The sequence below is a fragment of the Nocardia miyunensis NBRC 108239 genome (assembly GCF_001613065.1).
GTDB lineage: Bacteria > Actinomycetota > Actinomycetes > Mycobacteriales > Mycobacteriaceae > Nocardia > Nocardia miyunensis.
In genome coordinates, this window is record NZ_BDBQ01000028.1 from 11,856 (window position 1) to 33,069 (window position 21,214).

Consider the following 21,214-nt stretch of genomic DNA (forward strand, 5'->3'; position numbering starts at 1 on the left):
GGATTGCAGAAAAACGAATTGTCGGAAGACGTTTTCTCTCGGTAGGTCGACGGTGAACCGTTTTCGGGGATCGCTCGATGCGTGCCGGGGTTCTGCGTCGTCATCTTGCAGTAGGGGGAGTCATGAGGATTTCGATCGCGATCCTGTGCGCGGCCGTGGTGCTGGTATCTGTTCCGGCTGTCGGGCCCGCCTCGGCTCAGCCACCCGCCGCGCCCGCACTCGTCGCCGCGCCCAAGCGGATCCACCGCGATGCGGCCGGATCGGTGCGTCAGGTCGTACCGGATCGGCCCGTCCCGCGAGCGGGTGCGTCCGGCGGTGCGGCCGAAGCGGCGCTCGCGCACATCCCCGCCGTCGAGCAGCTATTCGGTGCGGACCCATCGGGAAAGTTGTTGGTGCAGAAGGTTTCTCGTCGCGGACGAGGTAGTACGGTGCGGCTCGCGCAGTCGATCGGTGCGATACCCGTTTACGGCGCGGCCGTCGCGCTGGCCCTGCGGTCGGACGGCGCATTGCTCTCGGCGAGCGGCGCCCTGGCCGAACGCACCGCCGGCCGCTTCCCGCAGGGCGGGCCGACGCCTCCGGTGAGTGCCCGGGACCGCGCGGTCACCACCGCCGCCGAGCTCGCCCGCGTCCCGGTGAGGGCGGTGCGGGTGCGGGCCGGATCGGCGGCCTGGTTCGATCCGGAGCTGACGGGCAGCGGTCCGGACAAGGCCGCGGTGCCCGCGTACCGATTCGATGTCACCGCGGCCGGGGCCGGATGGCGGATATTCGTCGCCGCCGATCCATCCGGTGCGGTGCTGGACGCCTGGAAGACCGGCGCGAATCTGGCCCGTGTGGTGTGCGATGCGAATTTCCACGGTGCGGAGCTCGGCATTCCCTGCGGTGCCGACGGATCGTATCCGGTGGTGCGTGCCGAAGGGCAGGCCCGCGTTCGCGGGAACGACGATGCGAACAAGGTCTACGACTGGATGGGCGATACCGAGAAGTTCTACGCGCGCTTCACCGATCTGGGCAGTCTCACCGATCTGATCGGCATCGATACGCACGACGGCCGCGGCAAGGCCCTGCGTGCCCACGTCCGGGTGTGCCCGAATTCGTGCCCGTACGCGAACGCCTTCTGGTCCGATGCCGAGGGGCTCGTAATGGGCACCGCGGTACTCGGGCTGGACGTCGTCGCACACGAGCTGACCCACGGCGTCACCGAGAAGACCAGCGATCTGGACTATGTCAACGAGTCGGGTGCGATCAACGAATCGCTGTCCGACGTATTCGGGGAGTTCACCGAATTATCCACTCGCGCAAAGCGATCTGCCGAAGATCGCTGGAAGATCGGCAACGGGACGCAGGTGGGCGTCGTCCGGGATATGAAGTCCCCGGCCGCCGCGACCGGTCCGCAGCCGGAGACCTACCGGGGGCCGCACTGGGCCCCGGCGACGTACTCCGATCACAATCGGGTGCCCGATCTGGGCGGTGTGCACATCAACAGCGGCGTCGGCAACAAGCTGGCCTTCCTGGTCACCGACGGTGGCACCCTCGGCGGTCGGAGCATCCGGGGAATCGGCCTGAAGAAGGCCGCGGCCCTGTACTGGACCGTGCAGACCGAGCTGTACCCCAGCGCCGACTACCCGGCCCTGGCGAACACATTGCTCACCGCCTGCCGCGATGCCGCCCTGGAGATGTCCGGCGGCTTCACCGACACCGATTGCGACCAGGTGCGCGCCGCCGTCGAGGCGGTCCGCATCCCCCTCCGCGAGGACCGCGCCTGAGGGCCTGGGACCTCATCCACTGCCGGTGTCGCCCGACCCCGGCTTGCTACCATCCCACTACTGAGAGGAACCCCCCAGTGACCGTACCGCTCGAGATCAGGGTGACTCACTTGGAACATATCGCCGTCGCCACCACCGGCCGCCTCGACAAACTCGACATGACCGTCGTCGATCTCGGTGTCACTGTCGCCGCCAACCACGACAAGGTGCTCGAGGAATTCGGCCGAGTACACGGCTCCCTGCAAGAAATGCGTGCGGAGTTCGCTGGTGTACATGAAGAGCTCGCTGGTATGCGTCAGAAGTTCGAGGAGGTGGACCGCCAGTTCGCTGGTGTGCACGAAGAACTCGCCGGTGTGCGCGAGAAGTTCGCGGATGTCGACCGGCAGTTGGCCGACATCCGTAAAGATGTCGCCGGTGTGCGCGACGAGGTTGCCAGCGTGCGCGACGAGGTTGCCAGCGTGCGCGAGGACCTTGCCAGCGTGCGCCAGGAAGTTGCCACTGTGCGCGAGGACCTTGCCGGCGTGCGCGACGAGGTTGCCAGCGTGCGTCAGGAAGTTGCTGGTATGCGTGAGAAGTTCGCAGATGTGGACCGGCAATTCACTGTCGTTCACGAAGAGCTCGCGGGTATGCGTGGAGAAATCGACGCCATGCGGGAGGAATTCCGCGCGGTGAACGCCAGGCTGGACCGGCACGACGCCATATTCCGCGAACAGGGCGAGTTGATGCGGGTGCACGGAGATCTGCTGCGGGAGATCCTCGACCGGCTTCCTGCCAAGAATTGAGTACGCCGGGCTCCCGGTACCGGCCGGGAGCCCAGTGCCCATGACGATGCCGGGCATACCACCCCGTGCTGATGGTCGAATTGCGTTGGTAGGCAGACGCTTTCATGCGGGAAGGTGCAGGTGCAGGCGAATTCGTCGGCGACCTGAACGAGTGCGGCGCGATGTGCTGGATGATCCATCGGGCCGTCGTTCGTACGATCTCGGCGCCACTGTTTCGATGGCCGAGGTAATCCAGCCGTCGCCGCGCGACAGTCCGGTGAATGAGCCTGGATTCCGCTCTTGATGGTTACGCTTCGGGACGTGGGCATCGAATGGTCGAGCGTCGTCGCTGCGCCCCGTCATGAGGTTTTCGCCTGGTTCGAGCGTCCCGGGGCATTCACCCGGTTGGCTCCGCCGTGGCAGCCGGTCGATGTGCGATCGGAGGCGCAATCGCTGGCCGACGGGCGGGCGGTCCTGGGGCTGCCGGGTGGGTTGTCCTGGGTGGCGCAGCATCGTTCGCGGGAGTACGACCCGCCGCACCGGTTCGTGGACGAGGTGGTCACAGCCGGGCTGACCACCCTGCCCGTGGGGCTGCTGCCGTGGCGGCACACCCACGAATTCGAGGCCCTGGACGCGGATCACACCCGTGTGGTGGACCGCATCGATTCCCCGGTGCCGGAGTTCGCGCTGCGACCGATGTTCGCCTACCGATCCCGTCAGCTGTCCGACGATCTGGCTGCGCATCGACGCGCGGCCGAGCACGGCCTGAGGCCGTCGGTCGTCGCGGTCACCGGTGCGCGCGGCCTGGTCGGAGCCGCGCTCACGGCGATGCTGAGTACCGGCGGCCACACCGTGATCCGGCTGGTCCGACGTGCGCCGTCCGGTCCCGGCGAGCGCAGGTGGGATCCGTCCGCCCCGGACCCGGCACTGCTGGAGGGGGTGGACGCGGTGGTGCATCTGGCGGGAGCCTCCATCGCGGGCCGATTCACCGACGCGCACAAGCGCGCCATCGCCGACAGCCGGATCGAGCCCACTCGGCGGCTAGCCGACTTGGCGGCCCGGTCCGGTGTGCGCGCCTTCGTCAGCGCCTCCGCGATCGGCCTGTACGGGGCCGACCGGGGTGCGGAGCAGCTGACCGAGAACAGTTCGCGCGGTACGGGTTTCCTCGCGGATCTGGTTACGCAATGGGAGTCCGCCGCCGCGGTGGCCGCGGACCGCATTCGGGTGGTCACCGTCCGCACCGGGATCGTCCAGTCGCCGCGCGGCGGCACACTGCGCCTGCAACGTCCGCTGTTCGCGGCCGGGCTCGGCGGCCGCATCGGGGACGGCAGCCAGTGGCTGTCCTGGATCGGAATCGATGATCTCGTCGACATCTACCACCGCGCACTGTGGGACACGGAGCTGGCCGGACCTGTCAATGCCGTTGCGCCCCAACCGGTCACCAATGCCGACTATGCCCACACCCTGGCTCACGTGCTGCATCGCCCGGCCCTGCTCCCGGTCCCCGAATTCGGCCCGGCGCTGCTCCTGGGCGCCGAGGGCGTCCGCGAACTCGCCGTCGCCAGCCAGCGTGTCCAACCGGCCCGGTTGCAGGCGGCCGGGCACCGATTCCGCACCCCCGAATTGGATTTCGCCCTACGCCACATCCTCGGACGCACCCTCGACAGCGAGACCCACGGGTGAATACCGCCCGTCAACGTGAACCGCTCGGTGATCGAGCAGTGACCAGGACCGGCAATTGCCGGGTCACGTGGCTGGGCGCACAGCAACCAGCCTCGTTGCGTTGGCGAACCGCCGTAAACCGCGGCCCTCGTGCGGCCGCCCAGCGTTCGCCCTGAATGCTTGCGACGAAATCTCTTGTGGTCGAAGGCATATCGAAGACCCGGACAGTCGAGGCCGGATCGGCGATCGAATTCGGCTGTGGCCGAAAGTGATTGGAGCGCCGTCAATGACGTCATCTCCGGCAACGGCCTGGAAGTCTACTGCGCAGAGGACGCCGAACGATTGGGGCGCGGGCACCATGATCGGTGCCGGATTCGCTGGTGCCGTGATGCGACACGTGGAAGCGCCGATCACCCGAGTGCGTCGATTGCGCATCGTTAAGTAAATACGCGACATTGAAACTCTGAGACAGTCAGCCGAGTGCGGTGAGAGCCGTGACGAGATCGGGGAAGGTCCGGACCTGTGCGGGTAGTCGGACCGCCGCCCAGCCCGGTCCGCCGACGTGGACCGGGGGTCCGGCGCTCACGCACGCTCGTACCGCGGAGACCAGGGCGGTGGATTCCCGCTGGGACCACAGCACGACCGGTGCGGGCTCGGGGAGCCGGGAGATGGCGTCGACGAGCGCGGTGGTGGGGACGTCCGGTCCCAGCGTCAAGGCGTTGAGTCCGCGTTCGGCGAGACCGGCGCGAAGCACCTCGAGCGGCAGTGAGTGCGTCTCGCCGCTGGTGCACGCGAGGACGGCGGCGATGCGCGATGGTCCGGGCGGCGGCGGTGCGACACGTTGTAGGGCCGAGGCGGTGCACCAGGACAGCAGATGTTCGACATCGATGCATCCGACACCGCGCTCCTGTTCGCTGACGATGTCGGCGAATGCGGGGCGGCACAACAGGTTCCAGGTGTCGACGACGCCGTATCGACGCAGGTGTCCGGTGAGCAGATCCGACACCGCCGTGCTGTCGAGTGCGAACGCGGCCGCGAGCAGGGTTTCCCGGTCGCCGCGTGGGGGAGCGGGCCGGTGTATCGCGGCGGCCGCCGCGGCCGGGCTGGCGCCCTCGCGGACCAGGGCGACCATGCGCTCCAGCGCGGTGATGTCGGCCTCCGTGTAGAGCCGATGGTGGCCGGCCTGGTGGCCGTTCGGGCCGATCCGATAACGCTGGTTCCAACTGCGCAGGGTCGCGGTGGGCACACCGAGCCGGTCGGCGACCGCGCGAACGGTGTAGCCGACCTCGGCATCGGGTGGGGGACCGCCGGGCATGGCCTCATTCTGCCCATCGCCCCGTGGACGGTGTGTCACGACGTGTCGTTCTCTGTGTCGCGCCGGGCATCGGCTCGGCCTCGTCGGTGTCTGATGCATCGATTATGCATCGAAAAGTTGCTACAGTGGTTGTTCCGTCGACTCGAAGGAGAACGGTGTGATCACCGATCGACCACGGTGGCTCGGCCGATTCGTCGGCACGTTCGGCGTCGTAGCGGCAGCCCTCTCGATTGCCGTCCCGACAGCGACCGCGGCGCCTCCCGCGCCGGTCCCCCGGCTCGATCTGGGCCGGTATCTGGGGACCTGGTATCAGCTGGCCGCCGTGCCGCAGTATTTCAATCTCGTCTGCGCACGCGACACGCGAGCGACCTATGCCCTGGACCCCCGCGGCGACGTCTCGGTGCACAACAGTTGCACCACCTGGACCGGCGCGCCGAACCGGATCGAGGGCACCGCGGCCGTGACCGACCCGGTGACCGACGCTCAACTGCACGTGAGCTTCCCCGGCGTTCCGACACAGGATCGCCGTGATGGCCCGCCCAACTACATCGTGACCGCCCTCGGCCCCGACTACGACTGGGCGCTGGTCACCGACCCGGCGCGGATATCCGGTTTCGTGCTCTCCCGTACGCCGGCGCTCGACCCGGCCCGCTGGGCCGCGATCCGCGCCGCCGTCGCTGCGGCGGGCGAGAACAGCTGTACCTACCTGACCTCGCCCACGACGGGCGGGCTCGACACGTTCGCTCCGCTGTGCTCGGTCTGAACGATCCGCCGCGGACAAGGTTCCGACACGATTTCGAAAGGACAAGTGTGCCTGAGTTTTTCGCCTCCACCGATCGACCCGGGACAGGCCGCTCCGGGGGTGGGGGCCGATGACGGTCACGATAGCGCTGTTCACTCGCGATCTACGCGTGCACGACAACCCGATGCTGCGCGCGGCCGTTCGCGAGGGCGCCGCGGTCGTCCCGCTGTTCGTCTTGGACAACCGGATCATCGAGCGGGAACCGGTGTCGCCCAACCGGATCCGCTTCCTGCTGACCGCGCTGAGCGAACTCGACGACGAACTGCACGCATTGGGCGGGCGACTGATCGTGCGGCGCGGCGACATTCTGGACGAGGTCGACAGAGTGGTCACGCGCACGCATGCCGAGAGCGTGCACATCGCCGCCGACGTGAGCTGGTACAGCCGCGTGCGGGAGCGACGCCTGCGAGAGCGGCTGGCGCACCGGGACTGTCTGCTGCACACCCATGACGGCTCGCTGACGGTAGCCACACCCGGAGACCCGGCACCCGCCACCGGGCGCGGCCATTTCGCCGTTTTCACACCGTATTTCCGGCGGTGGATGGGAACTCCAGTGCGGCGTCCGCTCGCGCCGCCGCCCAGGTTCGTGATGCCGCCGATTCGCGGTCTGGCGCTGCCCCGGCCGGACGAGCTGTGCGCCGAACCGGGCTCGCCGCAGATGTCTGCGGGCGGCGAGACCAGCGGCCGGAAACTCATGCGGCAGTGGCTGTCCGGCCCGATCCGGCGGTACGACTCGACGAGCGACCATCTCGCGGCCGACGCGACCTCGCACTTGTCGCCGTATCTGCATTTCGGCTGTGTCTCCGCGACCGAGCTCGTGCATCGGGCCGACACCTCGACGCCCGGCGGTCACGCCTTCGTGCGGCAGCTGGCCTGGCGCGATTTCCATCATCAGCTGCTGGCCGACCGTCCGGAGGCCGGGTGGACCGACTACCGTCGCGGGCCCGTCGGATGGCGCGAGGACCCGGACGCCGCCGAGGCATGGCGCAGTGGTCGCACGGGATATCCGGTGATCGATGCCGCGATGCGGCAACTGGTGACCGAGGGGTGGATGCCGGGCCGGGCCCGGTTGATCGTGGCCGCATTCCTGACCAAGACGCTGCGGATCGATTGGCGTATCGGGGCCGCGCATTTCCAGCGTTGGCTGGTCGACGGTGACGTGGCCAACAACCAGCTCAACTGGCAGTGGGCGGCGGGCACCGGCACCGACACCCGGCCGAACCGGGTGCTCAACCCGCTCCGCCAGGCCGAACGCCACGATCCGGACGGCGAGTACGTGCGTCGCTGGCTTCCCGAACTCGCCGATCTGTCCGGTGCGTCGGCGCATACGCCGTGGCGGTCGGGCGTCCCGCACTCGGTGTATCCGGCGCCGATCGTCGAAGTCAAGGGAATGTAGCTCGCTCGGAAGCCGGACAGGCCACCGCGCCGATCCGATTTCGGGCTCGCGTGCGGGGGAATGGTGAAGGATGGTTCGTATGACCGACTGGAATGCGAAAATCATCGCCGAGTTCCGGGCCAACGAAGGACGTGTGGGCGGGCCGTTCGAGGGCGCGCCGGTGCTGCTGCTGCATCATCGCGGCCGCAAGAGCGGGCGCGAGTCGGTGACTCCGACGATGTATATGGCTGACGATCAGGATCCGGATCTCATCTACGTCTTCGCGTCCAAAGCCGGCGCACCGACCAATCCGGATTGGTACTACAACCTGACCGCGGCCGGATCCGCGGAGATCGAGCGCGGTACCGAGACCTATCCGGTCACCGTGGGCGAGGTCACCGGCGCGGACCGAGACCGGATCTTCGACGAGCAGGCCCGCCGCTATCCGGGTTTCGCCGAATACGCGCAGAAGGCCGCGGGCATCCGCACGATTCCGGTGTTGTCGCTGCGTCGCGCCTGACTCTTGGATTGTCCGATCGTATTGCTGTACAGAGGATTTCGTGATCAAGCGCCGGCTCCGGCAGAGGATGGGCGGACACCCTACGCAGACCGTCCGCCAGGATGCCGAGCTGCCGTCACCAGGCATCGAGAACGCGCTGCGTCGGAGTCCGCCGCAGACGCGGAGACCCTCCGGTCGATACCGGAGGGTCTCGGGGGAACGGCTAGGCCGCTCGTCGTTGTTCGGCCTCGGGCGCGGCAGCGGCCTTCTCGGCCTCGGCGAAGCCCGGACGACCGGTGCCGATGAAGGCCACCAGCCAGGACGCGACCGCGACGTACCGGTTGCGGAATCCGACCAGGTAGAACAGGTGCACCGCGAGCCACGCGGTCCATGCGATGAAGCCGGTGAACTTCATCTTGTCGTTGACCTTGGTGACCGCGCTGAACCGGCTGATCACCGCCATGGATCCCTTGTCCCAGTAGACGAACGGGGTGCCGGGCTGCTTCTTGCGGCGGATGATGTCCGCGACGTGGCGGCCCTCCTGCATCGCCGTGGGCGACTGGCCCGGGTAGCCGTTCAGCGAGGTCATATCGCCGATGGCGTAGATGTCCGCGTGGCCGCCGACCGTGCAGTCCTGGTTGATCAGCAGTCGCCCGGCGCGGTCGGTCTCGCAGCCGGTGGCCTCGGCCAGCAGCCCGGCGAAACCACCGGCCGCCACACCCGCCGACCACACCACGGTCTCGGCGGCGATGCCGCGCTCGACGCCGTCCTTGGTCTTGACCGTCACCTTGTCGTTGTCGATATCGGTGACGAACGTGTCGAGCAGCACCTCGACGCCGTTGCGGGTCAACGACTCTCGCGCGTATTCCGACAGGCTGCCGCCGAACGGGGGCAGCACGGCACCGGCGCCCTCCACGAGAGCGACCGAAATCTCTTGGTGGTAGTGCCTTTTCGCGAGTTCCTTCAGCTGACCAGCGACCTCGACACCGGTCGGCCCGGCGCCGACGACCACGAAGCTCAGCAGCCGCTCCCGGGTCCGCTGGTCGGCCCCGGCGGCCTCGGCGAAGACGCGCTCGATCTGCGCGCGCAGCCGCTCGGCATCGTCGATGGTCTTGAGCGAGTAGGTCTTCTCCGCGAAATCGTCACGGCCGAAATAGGACTGGTTCGCTCCGGTGGCCGCGATCAGCGACCCGTAGCGGATCTTGCGCGGCCCCTGCTCGGTCTCGTAGGTGAGCACCGCGGCGGCGGCGTCGATATCGACGACCTTGCCCAGTCGCACATCCGCACCCTTGTGCCGACGCAGCACCTGCGCAATCGGCGGGGCGATGTCTGTGGCGGGGAGCACACCCGTCGCTACCTGGTACAGCAGCGGCTGGAACAGATGCTCCGGCGTACTCGAGATGAGGACGTATTCAACCCCCGACTTGCTCAACTGCTTCGCGGCGGCGAGCCCGCCGAAGCCCGATCCGACAATGACGACATCCGCGGCTTCGATACCCGCATCCACGTTCTGCATGACAGCCTCCTTCTGTCATTAGTAAACGCGATCCGGAAGGGGACTGTTCCACGGGTCAGGGCGCATAATTCAGATGACTCTTATCTGGATCTTTCATGAATGGAGATCGTGATGGAACTACGGCAGCTCTCGTACTTCGTCGCCGTCTGCGAGGAGCTCAGCTTCAGCAGGGCGGCTTCGCGGTGCTTCATATCGCAATCGGCTATCAGTCACCAGATCGCCAGACTCGAACATGATCTTGGTGTACAGCTCTTCGAACGCTCCACGCGATCGGTCGTCCCGACCGACGCAACCGCTCGGCTACTTCCGCTTGCCAAACAAATGCTGAGCCTGGAATCGGCCATTCGCGCAGCTGTACGGGCATCGGGGCCTCGAATTCGCCTCGCCGCCAACATGTCCTTCGCAACCAGATCACTCTCCGCCATCGCGGGGGCGCGCGATGCGCATCCGGGGGCGGAGATCGAATTCGTGATCAAGCCGTTCCGGCAGCGCATCGCCGCGGTGGCAGATGGCGATTGTGATCTTGCTCTCATCCGCGGCAGCGTCGATCAGCCCGGCCTGACGGTGGAACAGCTGTGGGTTGAGGACCTCGTTCTGGCCGCGTCCACTTCTCATCCGCTCGCCGGACGCGAAGACGTCACACTCGCCCAGTTGGGTAATTACCCACTATTGCTGCCGCCGGAACAGGAACAGGTGCTGCTGCACAACGTGGTGCGGTCCGCCTTCGCCGATCTGCCCACCCGGCCCACCTTCGGACCGCCCATCCCGCCGGACCACACGGCCACCATGGAGTTGATCAACCGTCCAGACGCCTGGACCATCCTGTACGCGAACACGGCGGTCGAGGGGATCGCCCGATTGAATCTGGCCGGAAACCCGCTGCGGGTGCCGGTGTCCTCGGTCGTGCGCAGTGATGTGCGGCCCTCACCGATCCTGGTGACGTTGCTGGCCGCACTGCACAGCTCCTGAGTCCGTGGGTCAGCCCTGGTTCTCCACGCGATGGAACAGATGTTCCACCAGGGTGATCAGCGAGCGCAGACAGGTTCCGCGATCGCGGGCGTCCAGGGCGGTGAGCGGAGTGTTCGGCTCGAGGTCCAGAGCGTCGCGGATCTCGCTGAGCGGATACCGCTGGGAGCCCTCGAACTCGTTGACCGCCACCGAATACGGGACGCCGCGCTCCTCGAGGACCGCGAGCACCTCGTCGGCCTTGTCGATTCGGCGGGTGTCGATCAGGACCAGCGCGCCGAGCGCGCCGCGAGACAGTTCCTCCCACAGGGGAATGAACCGCCGCTGCCCCGGCGTGCCGAAAAGGTACAGCGCCAGTTGCGGATTCAGCGTGATGCGGCCGAAATCCATTGCCACTGTGGTGGTTACCTTGCCGGGTAAGCCGGCCATATCGTCGATGCCGACGCTGGCCTCGGTGATGGTCTCCTCGGTGCGCAGCGGCCGGATCTCGGACACGCTGCCCACGAACGTGGTCTTGCCGACGCCGAAATTACCGGCGACCAGTAGCTTCACCGACCGGGTCACGGTCTCGGGCGCATAGTCGACAGTGCGGTCGGGGACCGCCGGCTCAGACGGCGAGAGCGCGGAGCCCATTGAGTACCTCCTCGAGCAATGCAAGCTCCGGCACGGATTTCGCCGGAGCCGGTGTGGCCAGGTGGCCGCTGTCCAGCAGGTCGGATGCGAGGATCTTCACCACCGAGGGGGGAAGATCCAGGTAGGCGGCGATCTCGGCCAGCGAGAGCACGCGGCGCCGACTGCACACCCCCAGGACCCGCAGCGCATCCGGGCTCGCGCCGGGTGCTGGATCCTGAGCTGCTACAACGAGGGTTACCAGGTCGAGTTCTCGACTGGGCCGCAGGCGACCGCCTGTACGGACATACGAACGCACCAGATCCGGGTCGCGCCGGTGGTTACTCATGTCACCGGCCGCTAGTGCTGGCGCGGAAGGCTACCGAGCTCCCGGCCGACCCGTCCGGCGAGTTCGTTCATCCTGTGGGCGACCATGCTGACATCGACCTCGCTGGTCGTCGACACGCCGATCAGGGCACCCTCACCGGCAGCGGTGATGAAGATCATCCCCTCGTCGTACTCGGTCATGTTCTGCCGCACGGCATTCGCCGTGCCGCAGAATTCGCCCAGGGCCTTGCCCAGTGAACGTAGCCCCGAGGAGGCGGCGGCGAAGCGTTCGGCGTCATCCAGACTGATGGCACCGACGTGGGCGATGCGCAGACCGTCTTCGGAGAGCAGGACGGCGAAGCGAACGCCGGGAACGTGGAGATCGTCGAGCATCCAGGCCAGTTTGTTGCCGTCGGTGACGGCTGTACCGGGTGTGCCCATCAGGATGTCATCCCTTCGCTGTGTTCGTCGAATGCGGCGCGGCCGCTCTGGGAACCGCTGTGCCACGCGGTCGCGATCTCGGGGCGGGGCAGCGCGGTGGTTTCGGAGACAGTGCCGTCCTCGGCGCTGGCCAGTCGCGCCACGCTGGAGACCGAAACGGTCCGGCGACGGCGGCGCGGCAGTCCGCCCGGGGTGATCTCGTGCACGGTCGAGGTGGTGACGGGCTCCGGCTCCTGGATCGACACCGGCTCCGGCTCCCGGATCGGGGAGGGGGCGGGCATCGGGGGATTCGGTTGCACCGCAACGGGTTCCACGGGTGCGGGTGCGGATACCGTCGGCACCGCCGGGTCTGCGGCGGGCTGGTCGCTGTTGTTCTTGCGCTCGGTGAGCAGGGTTTCGGGCACGAATACCATGGCGCGCATACCCCCGTACGCGTTGGGGCCGTCGACATAGACGCTGAATCCGTATCGACGGGCCAGGGCGGCGATACCGGGCAGGCCGACTCGCGGCGCCGGGCCGAGCTGGTGGATGTCCACGGCGCGCTCTCCGGCGAGGATCTGCCGTGCCTCCTCCATCTGCTCGGCGTTCATCCGCACGCCGGCGTCATCGATGATGATGGTGACGCCGTGGTGGCCTTCCTGGAAACTGACGTCCACGAAGGAGGTCGGCGGCGAGTAGCGCAACGCGTTGTCCAGCAGGGTGGCCAACGTGTGCACCAGTGGTTCGACCGCACGGCTGATGACGACGCGGTCGAGTTGCCCGGGCCGCACACGCGTGTAGTCGCGCACGCGGCCGATGGCGCCGCCGACGATGTCGGTCAAGGACTGCTGGGGCCAGCGGCGTCCGGGCAGACCGCCACAGACGATGACGTAGGACTGCGCCTGACGGATCATCTGCTGGACGTTGTGGTCGATGCGGGAGAGCGTCTCGTAGACCTCGTCGCCGCGGTGGCGGCGCAGCGCGTCGCTGACCACCTGGCCGACGTCGGCGCCCAGGCTCACCACCGAGGTGCCGAACGAGCGCACCGCGGCGCTGGTGGCCTCGTGCGCACCGGCCTGGACGTCGTTGCGGACCTTGTCCGCCTCCGCGCGGGCGGCCTCGATCTCGGCCCGCCCGGCGCTCTCGGCCTGCGAAATGGCTTGCTGCGCTTCGAATTCCGCCTCGTGGCGGGTTCGGTCGCGGGTCTCGGCCTGCACCATGTGCAGATCTGAGATGTAGCGCTCGGCCAGGCCGCGTAGCAGCCGGGGGAAGCGCTCGTTGCCGGTGGGCAGTTCCACCTGGCTGTCCGAATGTCGCGTGGACTCGACCGCGAAGGGCATCGTCGTGGTGACGAAGTACTCGAGCGCGTCCTCGCGCGTGGTGACCTCGCGGGCAACGGTCTCGGCGCGGGTGCGCTGCTGGGCCGCGTAGTAGACCGCGTAGACCGCCGCGCACACGGCCAGGAGGAGCACCACGGCGAGGATCCACGAAATCGTCACGGCAGTAGATTGATTCATCAGGTTTCCTCTTGCCGGGTGCCCGGCCGCCTCGCCTTCCTCAGCTCGTCGGCCGCGTCTTGCCCGCGACCGGATCATGCCTGTCAACTTCTGGGAGCCCGGCCAGGCGAAAGCCCGCCCGGTGAAAGCTCGAATTGCCGCCGGGACAGGCGATCTCGCGACGGCACCGCCGGTGCAGGACCGGACCGCTCCCGTAACCCGACGAGGGCCAACAGTAGCAGTATTTCAGGATGACAGCGACCGAACCGTTACAAACTCTTGTGATCGAAAACAACAGTGGCCCCGGCTGTTCTTGGTTTCAAGGGGTCGCCGCAACACTCTGGTGTTAGGTGGTTAGTAGATCACGCAGACGCTCGGCTGGGGTATCCCAGCCGAGCGTTTTGCGTGGACGTCCGTTGAGTTCCTGGGCGACGTGTTCGAGGTCTTCGGGACCGAACACGCTCAGGTCGGTGCCTTTGGGGAAGTATTGGCGCAGTAGGCCGTTGGTGTTCTCGTTGCTGCCGCGCTGCCAGGGGCTGGCCGGATCACAGAAGTAGACGGCCATGTCGGTGGCGATCGAGAACTGTTTGTGCCGGGCCATCTCGCTGCCCTGGTCCCAGGTCAGCGACCCGCGTAGGTGAGCGGGCAGGGTCGAGATCGTGGCGATCAGCCCGTCACGCACCGACTCGGCGTCGTGGCCGCCGGGCAGGTGGACCAGCATGGTGTAGCGGGTGGCGCGTTCGACCAGGGTGCCGATCGCGGTCTTGTTGTATTCCCCGGTGATCAGGTCCCCTTCCCAGTGACCGGGCACCGCACGGTCCTCAACTTCGGCGGGCCGGTCACTGATCATGATCATCTCATCGACGAACCGGTGGGTCCGCTGATCAGGTTTGCGGTGCGAGACACGCCGGGTCCGGCCCGACCGGAGTGCTTGCTGCACTTCACGTTTGAGCCCGCCACGGGCCTGGAAATACAGTGCCTGATAGATCGTTTCGTGACTCACCCACATACTTTCGTCGTCGGGAAAGTCCCTGCGCAGGCGGTGAGAGATCTGCTCTGGTGAATGCCGGGCAGCCAAACCCTGCGCCACCGCCTCACGCAAGGCGCGGTTCTTCACCAGTTTGGACTCCTTCGGGCGTGACCGGGCCTCAGCAGCGGCCCGATCAGCCTGATAGGGCAGGTAGAGCCCATCGATCCGATGTGACCGGACCTCACGCGACACCGTCGATTTGTGCTTGCCGATCCTGGCGGCGATCTGGGTTAGCGACAGCTCGACAGCGAGCCCGTCGGCGATCATCAGCCGATCTGCCAGGGACAAGTAGCGGTCACTGACTGCCACCGGCACGTCATTGCTGATCTTGGTCACTGGCTCTGTGTAGCGAGTCCCGGTCGCATAGTCCACCACCGTCCCGTCCGGGTGAATCCGGGTGTTGATCTTGGCGGAATACACCCTGCGCACTCCGCCACGCCAATCCCTGCCAGTGCGTTCGTTCACCCCGACCGCACGAGCAGCACGCGTGGTCGACCACCCAGCCTCGGTCAGCTCGAGGAACCGCCGCTTGGCCTCGGGTTTACCACTCGCTTTCTTCTCAGCGCCGATCAACCCGGCCTCGACCAAGATCCGGCGAGCCACCGAATGTGACACCCCCGCCGCTTTGGCTGCCTGGTTCACCGACCGACTCGACTCGAACACCGACCCGATAACCTGCGCATCCGGGATTCGGCGCGCCCGCCGGGCCTTCCCCGCTGGACAGCCCCTCGCCCGCAAAATCGCATAACAACGCTGCCGCGGGATCCCCACCGCCAACGCCGCATCCTTCACCGGCACACCGGAATCCACCAAACGCGCCAACTGATCACCGAACCGGACCAAATCCTCCCGAAACGACACGATCGCCGCAACCCTCTCAATCGAGAGTGTTGCGACGATCGCGTGAACCCAAGGTTTCCAGCCGGGGCCACTGTAGTGCAGATTCGAATGGACTAGCCCTTGTGGGTCTTGACCGCTTCGGTCAGCTGCGGAGCGACGTTGAACAGGTCGCCGACGATGCCGTAATCGCTGATCTCGAAGATCGGAGCTTCCTCGTCCTTGTTGACCGCGACGATGGTCTTCGAGGTCTGCATGCCCGCGCGGTGCTGGATCGCGCCGGAGATGCCCAGCGCGACGTACAGCTGCGGGGAGACCGTCTTACCGGTCTGGCCGACCTGGAACTGGCCCGGGTAGTAGCCAGAGTCGACCGCGGCGCGCGAAGCGCCGACCGCCGCGCCGAGCGCATCGGCGAGCGGCTCGACCACCTTGTGGAAGTTGTCCTCGCTGCCGACGCCGCGGCCACCGGAGACCACGATGGTGGCCTCGGTGAGTTCCGGCCGGTCGCCGCCGACCACGGGCTCGCGGGAGGTCACCTTGGTGACGCCCTCTTCCTGCGCGGGAACCTCGACGGCCACCTTCTCGCCGGCGCCGGCCTGCGGGGCGGCGTCGATCGCGCCCGGACGCACCGAGATCACCGGCACGTCACCGGTTGCCTTGGCGTCCACGGTGAACGCGCCACCGAAGATGGAGTGCGTGACGATGCCGTCGGCCTTGACGTCGATGACGTCGACCAGCAGGCCGGAGCCGATGCGGGCGGCCAGGCGACCCGACACCTCCTTGCCCTCGGCGGAGGCGGCGACCAGGATCGCGGCCGGGGCGGCCGATTCGCTCAGTCCGGCCAGCACATCGACCTTCGGGGTGACCAGGAAGCCGTCGACGTCGTCGGACTCGGCGACGTAGATCTTCTCGGCACCGGCCGCGGCCAGGGCGTCGGCGAGCTTGTCACCGGTTCCGGCCGGGCCGAGCACGACCGCGGCCGGGGTGCCCAATGTGCGGGCGGCGGTGAGTAGTTCGGTGCTGACCTTCTTGACCGCACCGTCGGCGTGCTCCACGAGCACGAGTACTTCTGCCATTGTTCTCTTCTCCTGGGGGTTGCTCGGGGTCGGCATGAGCGGTCAGAGCCGGAGGCGTAGCGAAGCGTCACCACGCAGGCCCCCGCCCATGCCGCAGCAGGCACAGCTGTCAGATGATCTTCTGGCCGACCAGGTAGGCGGAGATCTGGTTACCGCCCTCACCCTCGTCGACCGTCTTCTCACCCGCCGTGCGCGGCGGCTTGGGGGTGACACCGGTGACCGCGGAACCCGCGTTGGCCACGCCGACGGTGGCGGGATCCACGCCCAGGTCGGCCAGGGTGAAGGTCTGCACTTCCTTCTTCTTCGCGGCCATGATGCCCTTGAAGGAGGGGAAGCGCGGCTCGTTGATCTTCTCGGTGACCGAGACGATGGCGGGCAGGCTCGCCTCGAGCTTGAACACGCCCTCGTCGGTCTCGCGCTCGCCGGTGATCTTCTCGCCGTCGACGGTCAGCTTGCGCAGGTGCGTCAGCTGCGGGATGCCGATGTACTCGGCGATGATCGCGGGCACCGCGCCGCCGCGGCCGTCGGTGGCCTCGTTACCGGCGATGACCAACTCGACACCCTCGACCTGGCCCAGGGCGGCGGCCAGGACGTAGGCGGTCTGCACGACGTCGGAGCCGTGGATCGCGTCGTCCTTGACGTGGATCGCCTTGTCCGCGCCCATGGACAGCGCCTTGCGGATGGCCTCGGTGGCACGCTCGGGGCCCATGGCCAGGACCGTCACCTCGCCGCCCTGCGCTTCTTTGATCAGCAGGGCCTCTTCGACGGCACGCTCGTTGATCTCGTCCAGGATGGCGTCGGCGGCCTCCCGGTCGAGGGTGTAGTCACCATCGGTCAGCTTGCGCTCGGACCAGGTGTCGGGAACCTGCTTGATCAGTACGACGATGTTCGGCATTGGTCTTCGTCGACCTCCTGTTCTGGTGGACACGTGAAAGTGGGGTCGCACGAGGGCCGTACGTCCACGAAAGTAGCTCGTTTCGGGACATTACCCTACGTTAAGTTACTCATGGGTAACTTACGGTGTGATGTTCTCCATCGCGACCTCCGCGCGACGGTGTGATACAGGCAACCGCTAACGTCTGTTGGATGAGTGAGGCCGTTTTCTCCCCCGAGGAAGCCAGTGCGCTGGACCCGTTACCGCTGACCGGTGAGCGGACCGTGCCGGGCATCCCGGAGGAGAACTACTGGTTCCGTCGTCACGAGATCGCTTATCTGCGACTGCTTTCGCGCTGTGCCGGTCGCACGGTACTCGAGGCCGGATCCGGTGAGGGATACGGCGCGAACATGATCGCCGAGGTCGCGGCCCGGGTGATCGGACTGGACTACGACGCGACCGCGGTGGAGCACGTGCGCGCGGCCTACCCCCGGGTGGAGATGATCCAGGGGAATCTGGCCGAGCTGCCGCTCGACGACGATTCGGTCGACGTCGTGGTGAATTTCCAGGTGATCGAACATCTCTGGGATCAGGGACAGTTCCTGCGCGAATGCCTGCGGGTGCTGCGTCCCGGCGGTGAGCTGCTGATCAGCACGCCGAATCGGATCACCTTCTCGCCCGGACGCGATACGCCGTTGAACCCGTTTCACACTCGCGAGCTCAATGCCGTGGAGATGGCGGAACTGTTGGTGCAGGCGGGGTTTCGCGTCGAGGTGATGACGGGTGTGCACCACGGGCCCGAAATCGTTGCGCTGGACGGGAAATGGGGCGGATCGATCATCGACGCGCAGATCGAGCGCGCCCTCGCGGGGCAGCCGTGGCCCGCCGATCTGGCCGCCGACGTCGCCGCGGTCCGCAGCGAGGATTTCGCGCTGGACATCGCCCCGGCGGGCGGTGCGCCGGAAGGCGTCGGCGGAGTGTGGGATCCGCGCATCGACGCGAGCCTGGACCTGGTCGCGATCGCGGTGAAGCCGTGACCGGCGCATCCGCCGAGACGCCGGACGTTCCGGGGCAGTTCACCCTGGTGCTGCACTCGCATCTGCCGTGGCTGGCCCATCACGGACGCTGGCCGGTGGGGGAGGAGTGGCTCTACCAGTCCTGGGCAGCGTCCTATCTGCCCGTCGCGCGAGTATTGAGAACTCTTGCCGTCGAAGGGCGTTCGAACCTGCTGAGTCTGGGCATCACGCCGGTGCTGGCCGCCCAGCTGGACGATCCGCACGCCCTGGCCGGGATGCACCACTGGCTCGGCAACTGGCAGCTGCGCGCCGACGAGGCCGCGATGGCCGGGAACGTCGCGCTCGGCCGCCACGAGCACGGCCTGGCCGCGGCCGCGCTGGCCGATTTCGAACAGCGCTGGCGGCACGGCGGTTCGCCGGTGTGGCGGGAACTGATCGACGCCGGGACGATCGAACTGCTCGGCGGGCCGCTGGCCCATCCGTTCCAGCCGCTGCTGGATCCGCGACTGCGCACCTTCGAACTCGCCGAGGGGCTCGCCGACGCCCGGCATCGCTGGGGGCACACCCCCGCGGGCATCTGGGCTCCCGAATGCGGTTTCACCCCTGGGATGGAAGAGGAATACGCCGCCGCGGGTGTGACGCACTTCATGGTCGACGGTCCCGCCCTGCGCGGTGACACGACTCTCGGACGGCCGGTGCGGGATTCGGACGTACTCGCCTTCGGCCGTGACCTCCAGGTGAGTTACCGCGTGTGGTCGCCGAAGTCGGGATATCCGGGGCACGGCGCGTACCGCGACTTCCATCATTACGACCACGCCACCGGCCTCAAGCCCGCGCGGGTCACCGGCAAGCACGTCGAAGGCCCGGACAAGGCCCCCTACGATCCGGAGCTGGCCGCCGCGGCGGTGCGCCGCGACGTCGCCGACTTCGTCGCGACCGTGCGCGAGCGCCTGATCGCCGAATCGGCGCGGATCGGACGCCCGGCGCTGGTGGTGGCCGCCTTCGACACCGAACTGTTCGGGCACTGGTGGCACGAGGGCCCGCAGTGGCTCGAACAGGTGCTCCGGGCGCTGCCCGAGGCTGGGGTCACCGTCGGCACGCTGGCCGACGCGCGCGCGAACGGCTATGTGGGACAACCGGTTCAGCTCGCGGACTCGTCCTGGGGTTCGGGCAAGGACTGGCGGGTGTGGGCCGGGGATCAGGTGCGCGACCTGGTCGAGCTGAATGCCGAGATCGTGCGTTTCACCCTGGACACGCTGGACAAGCTGCGCGCGGAGGCGGGCGGTGCGCAGGTGCGCGATCCGATCGCCGATCAGCTGCTGCGCGAGGTCGTGCTGGCGGTGTCGAGCGACTGGGCGTTCATGGTCAGCAAGGACTCCGCCGCGGGCTATGCCCGTGATCGCGCGCATCGGCATGCGCACGCGGTGCGGGAGATCGCCGCGGCCGTGCTCGGCGGCCAACTGGCGAAGGCGCGTGATCTGGCGGCAGGATGGTACGCGGCCGACGGACTCTTTCCCGCGCTGGACGCGCGGCGGCTGGGCCCTGCGGCATCGATGGTCCCCTCGGCGGGCGGCCACGTCGAACTCAGAGGACCGGTATGAAGATCTTGATGGTGTCGTGGGAGTACCCACCGGTCGTGGTGGGCGGGCTGGGACGCCACGTCCATCACCTGGCCACCGAATTGGCCGCCGCCGGACACGAGGTCGTCGTGCTGGCCCGTCGTCCGATGGGCACCGATGCCTCCACCCACCCCACGCACACCTATATCGATGACCGGGTGCTGGTCGTCGCGGTCGCGGAGGATCCCCCCGCGTTCGACTTCGGAGAGGACATGCTCGCCTGGACCCTGGCGATGGGCCATGCGATGGTGCGCGCGGGCGTGGCGCTGAGCAAGCCGGGCATCGCCGAGGGCTGGACGCCGGACGTCGTGCACGCGCACGACTGGCTGGTCGCCCATCCGTCCATCGCGCTGGCCGAATACTTCGACGTACCACTGGTTTCCACCATCCACGCCACCGAGGCCGGGCGGCACAGCGGCTGGGTGTCGGGCCGGGTCAACCGGCAGGTGCACTCGGTGGAATGGTGGCTGGCCAACGAATCCGACGCGCTCATCACCTGTTCGGCCTCGATGCAGGACGAGGTGGAGCGGCTCTACCATCCCGAGCGGGTGCCGCTGCGGGTGATCCGCAACGGAATCGATGTGGGGGCGTGGCCTTTTCGCGCTCGGACGCCGCGCTCGGGCCCGCCGCGACTGCTGTACGTCGGGCGGCTGGAATACGAGAAGGGCGTGCAGGACGCGATCGCGGCGCTGCCCCGGATCCGGCGCGCGCATCCGGGCACGACACTGACCGTCGCCGGGGTGGGCACCCAGTTCGAGTGGCTGCGTGAGCGCGCCCGGGTGCATCGGGTGGCGCGGGCGGTGAATTTCGTCGGCCGACTCGATCACGAGGAACTGCTCGGCTGGTTGCACGGCGCCGACGCGGTCGTATTGCCCAGTCGCTACGAACCTTTCGGCATCGTCGCGCTCGAGGCGGCCGCGGCGGGGATCCCGCTGGTCACCTCGAATGCGGGCGGCCTGGGCGAGCTGGTCGTGGACGGTGTCACGGGTGCGTCTTTCGAGCCCGCCGACGTATCCGGTCTGGTCGAGGCGGCGTGTGCGGTGTTGGACGATCCACGGGCCGCGCAGGAACGCGCGTTCGCCGCGCGGGAACGGCTCACCGCCGATTTCGCCTGGGATGTGGTTGCGGCCGAGACGATTCTGGTCTATCAGGCCGCAAAGCGCCGGGTGCGCAATCCGATGGGACGTCCGGTCGTCGTCGAGCGGCCGCTGCCCGAGCGGGATCCGAACTCGGAGTAACGCACTCGAACGA

At 67.6% G+C, this 21,214-nt stretch carries 19 protein-coding genes; 10 read left to right on the forward strand and 9 right to left on the reverse strand.

Going from position 1 to position 21,214, the window contains the following annotated elements; all coding sequences use genetic code 11:
* The first annotated feature begins 122 nt into the window (after nt 1–122).
* The 3 genes from NM2_RS53380 to NM2_RS11215 all read left to right on the forward strand — a co-directional run bounded on the left by NM2_RS53380 (nt 123) and on the right by NM2_RS11215 (nt 4,207).
* On the forward strand, nt 123–1,763 hold the full coding sequence (locus tag NM2_RS53380) for a M4 family metallopeptidase (RefSeq protein ID WP_067667356.1): 1,641 nt from the start codon (nt 123–125) through the stop codon (nt 1,761–1,763).
* A gap of 77 nt (nt 1,764–1,840) precedes the next feature.
* On the forward strand, nt 1,841–2,545 hold the full coding sequence (locus NM2_RS11210; protein WP_067667358.1) for a hypothetical protein: 705 nt from the start codon (nt 1,841–1,843) through the stop codon (nt 2,543–2,545).
* Nucleotides 2,546–2,845: 300 nt separating this feature from the next.
* Complete coding sequence (locus NM2_RS11215) at nt 2,846–4,207, forward strand: TIGR01777 family oxidoreductase (RefSeq protein WP_067667360.1); 1,362 nt, start codon at nt 2,846–2,848, stop codon at nt 4,205–4,207.
* Between the two features lie 451 nt (nt 4,208–4,658).
* Here the strand turns inward: NM2_RS11215 and NM2_RS11220 are convergent, their stop codons facing one another.
* Nucleotides 4,659–5,501, reverse strand: coding sequence for a MerR family transcriptional regulator (locus tag NM2_RS11220; RefSeq protein WP_067667362.1), 843 nt, complete (start codon nt 5,499–5,501; stop codon nt 4,659–4,661).
* Nucleotides 5,502–5,658: 157 nt separating this feature from the next.
* Between NM2_RS11220 and NM2_RS11225 the strand changes: the two genes are divergently transcribed.
* The 3 genes from NM2_RS11225 (at nt 5,659) to NM2_RS11235 (ending at nt 8,198) form a co-directional block, all read left to right on the forward strand.
* Entirely contained in the window at nt 5,659–6,264 is a 606-nt protein-coding gene (locus NM2_RS11225) for a lipocalin family protein (protein ID WP_245717956.1), read from the forward strand.
* Nucleotides 6,265–6,373: 109 nt separating this feature from the next.
* Nucleotides 6,374–7,699, forward strand: coding sequence for a cryptochrome/photolyase family protein (locus NM2_RS11230; RefSeq protein WP_067667365.1), 1,326 nt, complete (start codon nt 6,374–6,376; stop codon nt 7,697–7,699).
* Between the two features lie 79 nt (nt 7,700–7,778).
* Nucleotides 7,779–8,198, forward strand: coding sequence for a nitroreductase/quinone reductase family protein (locus NM2_RS11235; protein ID WP_157121035.1), 420 nt, complete (start codon nt 7,779–7,781; stop codon nt 8,196–8,198).
* Nucleotides 8,199–8,400: 202 nt separating this feature from the next.
* Here the strand turns inward: NM2_RS11235 and NM2_RS11240 are convergent, their stop codons facing one another.
* A complete protein-coding gene (locus NM2_RS11240; RefSeq protein ID WP_067667369.1) occupies nt 8,401–9,693 on the reverse strand; it encodes an NAD(P)/FAD-dependent oxidoreductase in 1,293 nt (430 codons plus the stop codon).
* Nucleotides 9,694–9,804: 111 nt separating this feature from the next.
* On the opposite strand from NM2_RS11240, the gene NM2_RS11245 reads away from it, so the two are divergent.
* Nucleotides 9,805–10,662, forward strand: a complete 858-nt coding sequence (locus NM2_RS11245) for a LysR family transcriptional regulator (protein WP_067667543.1) — start codon at nt 9,805–9,807, stop codon at nt 10,660–10,662.
* Between the two features lie 9 nt (nt 10,663–10,671).
* Here NM2_RS11245 and NM2_RS11250 read toward each other — a convergent pair whose 3' ends face one another.
* From NM2_RS11250 to NM2_RS11280, 7 genes are all read right to left on the reverse strand, one after another.
* The gene (locus NM2_RS11250; RefSeq protein ID WP_067667371.1) at nt 10,672–11,292 is read right to left on the reverse strand and encodes a GTP-binding protein; all 621 of its coding nucleotides are present in this window, start codon (nt 11,290–11,292) and stop codon (nt 10,672–10,674) included.
* A complete protein-coding gene (locus NM2_RS11255; protein WP_067667373.1) occupies nt 11,267–11,617 on the reverse strand; it encodes a DUF742 domain-containing protein in 351 nt (116 codons plus the stop codon). Before NM2_RS11255 ends, NM2_RS11250 begins: the two co-directional genes overlap by 26 nt.
* An 11-nt stretch (nt 11,618–11,628) precedes the next feature.
* Nucleotides 11,629–12,036, reverse strand: coding sequence for a roadblock/LC7 domain-containing protein (locus NM2_RS11260; RefSeq protein WP_067667375.1), 408 nt, complete (start codon nt 12,034–12,036; stop codon nt 11,629–11,631).
* Nucleotides 12,036–13,532 (reverse strand): ATP-binding protein, encoded by a 1,497-nt coding sequence (locus tag NM2_RS11265; RefSeq protein ID WP_067667377.1) that lies wholly within the window; start codon nt 13,530–13,532, stop codon nt 12,036–12,038. Before NM2_RS11265 ends, NM2_RS11260 begins: the two co-directional genes overlap by 1 nt.
* A 325-nt stretch (nt 13,533–13,857) precedes the next feature.
* Nucleotides 13,858–14,970: an IS30 family transposase gene (locus NM2_RS11270; protein WP_439956862.1), complete on the reverse strand. Its 1,113-nt coding sequence runs from the start codon at nt 14,968–14,970 to the stop codon at nt 13,858–13,860.
* 524 nt (nt 14,971–15,494) lie between these two features.
* Entirely contained in the window at nt 15,495–16,454 is a 960-nt protein-coding gene (locus NM2_RS11275) for an electron transfer flavoprotein subunit alpha/FixB family protein (protein WP_067667381.1), read from the reverse strand.
* 109 nt (nt 16,455–16,563) lie between these two features.
* The gene (locus NM2_RS11280) at nt 16,564–17,349 is read right to left on the reverse strand and encodes an electron transfer flavoprotein subunit beta/FixA family protein (RefSeq protein WP_067667384.1); all 786 of its coding nucleotides are present in this window, start codon (nt 17,347–17,349) and stop codon (nt 16,564–16,566) included.
* Nucleotides 17,350–17,540: 191 nt separating this feature from the next.
* On the opposite strand from NM2_RS11280, the gene NM2_RS11285 reads away from it, so the two are divergent.
* From NM2_RS11285 to NM2_RS11295, 3 genes are read left to right on the forward strand one after another with little or no spacing between them, the layout of a single operon-like run.
* Nucleotides 17,541–18,365: a class I SAM-dependent methyltransferase gene (locus NM2_RS11285; protein WP_067667386.1), complete on the forward strand. Its 825-nt coding sequence runs from the start codon at nt 17,541–17,543 to the stop codon at nt 18,363–18,365.
* Nucleotides 18,362–19,945 (forward strand): 1,4-alpha-glucan branching protein domain-containing protein, encoded by a 1,584-nt coding sequence (locus NM2_RS11290; protein WP_067667388.1) that lies wholly within the window; start codon nt 18,362–18,364, stop codon nt 19,943–19,945. Before NM2_RS11285 ends, NM2_RS11290 begins: the two co-directional genes overlap by 4 nt.
* Nucleotides 19,942–21,201 (forward strand): glycosyltransferase family 4 protein, encoded by a 1,260-nt coding sequence (locus NM2_RS11295; RefSeq protein WP_067667389.1) that lies wholly within the window; start codon nt 19,942–19,944, stop codon nt 21,199–21,201. The genes NM2_RS11290 and NM2_RS11295 overlap by 4 nt, the downstream gene beginning before the upstream one ends.
* Nucleotides 21,202–21,214: the final 13 nt, after the last annotated feature.